This is a genomic window from Vibrio sp. Vb0598, from assembly GCF_033338935.1.
Lineage (GTDB): Bacteria > Pseudomonadota > Gammaproteobacteria > Enterobacterales > Vibrionaceae > Vibrio > Vibrio alginolyticus.
Genome location: NZ_JAWOTP010000250.1, coordinates 1 through 1,095, shown reverse-complemented (window position 1 = coordinate 1,095; position 1,095 = coordinate 1). Strand labels below are relative to the sequence as shown.

At 43.2% G+C, this 1,095-nt stretch carries 2 protein-coding genes; both read right to left on the bottom strand.

The window, feature by feature from the left end; all coding sequences use genetic code 11:
• Positions 1–571, bottom strand: a 571-nt coding sequence (locus tag R7Q38_RS24465; RefSeq protein WP_318114665.1) for a LacI family DNA-binding transcriptional regulator, incomplete at its 3' end; no start/stop codon positions are given.
• Positions 572–903: 332 nt separating this feature from the next.
• The coding region (locus tag R7Q38_RS24460) for a hypothetical protein (protein ID WP_318114664.1) at positions 904–1,095 on the bottom strand (192 nt) is incomplete at its 5' end.

Sequence of the window (1,095 nt, the reverse complement as noted above, 5' to 3'; positions counted from 1 at the left end):
ACAATACCGCTGTGTCTGGCCCTGAAATTTGTGCTATGCGTTTATGGCCAAGCTGAGTTAGGTAATTGACCGCTTCAAAAGCAGACGTTAGGTTGTCAATGTGCACGGTTGGTAATTCTAGCTCTGGCGCAAACTCACAAGCCATGACCATTGGTGGCAGGTTTTTTTGTTCTGGCTTGCTGACATCAAATGGCAGGTCGGTGCCAAGCAGTAACATGCCATCGGCTTGTTTGGTGAACACTAGATTCACAAACGAGCTTTCACGCTTTTTCTGCTGGCCGCTGTCACCGAGCAGTACGAGGTAGCCATGTTCCATAGCTGCGTCTTCGATACCACGAATGATTTCAGAAAAGTAAGGATCACAGATGTCAGGAACGATGGTAACAATCGTTTTTGATTCGTTTCTACGTAGATTACGCGCTAATGAATTTGGAGAATAGCCCGCTTCAAGGACGGCATCTTCGACTCTTTTTCTTGTTGAAGAAGAGACTTTTTCTGGATTCATTAATGCTCGAGATACCGTAGCTGTCGACACTCCCGCAAGCTGGGCAACATCCTTCATTGTCGCCATAGTGTTTAACCTCTCAAATTTTTGCCAAGATGACGTTATTCCCTGTCAGAAGTCGTAGGTTTTTATCACTGGTAATCAGTGCCTATCTAATCACGTTGTTAGTGGTTATTTTTAGGGAGTAGGCGATAAAGCATCGCTTGGCTACTGCTTCAAATTTTGGGAATAGTCATTGTTTTAATCTAAGCCTATGGGGTAAACCCACTTTAGACTTTGCTAATTTGGATAGTCTATTCATTTCTATCGGGAAAGTTACGGTCTGTTTAACAAAAATTGCAATCTTGATGTGAGTCTCATCACATTAAAAGGTAATTCATTACATAGTTAAACGTTTGCTAGCTGAGATCTTGTGGTTCTATGTCTAAATTCCAGCGAACTTTTTTGGCATTAGGCAACAACTCAATAGCAGGTTTGGCACTGGTTAATAACTTTTGCATTAATGAACGGTGCTGGGTTTGGAGTAATAGCTGCCAACGGTATTTGCCTGCGCGTTTGGCGAGAGGCGATGGTGTTGGACCAAGCACCAT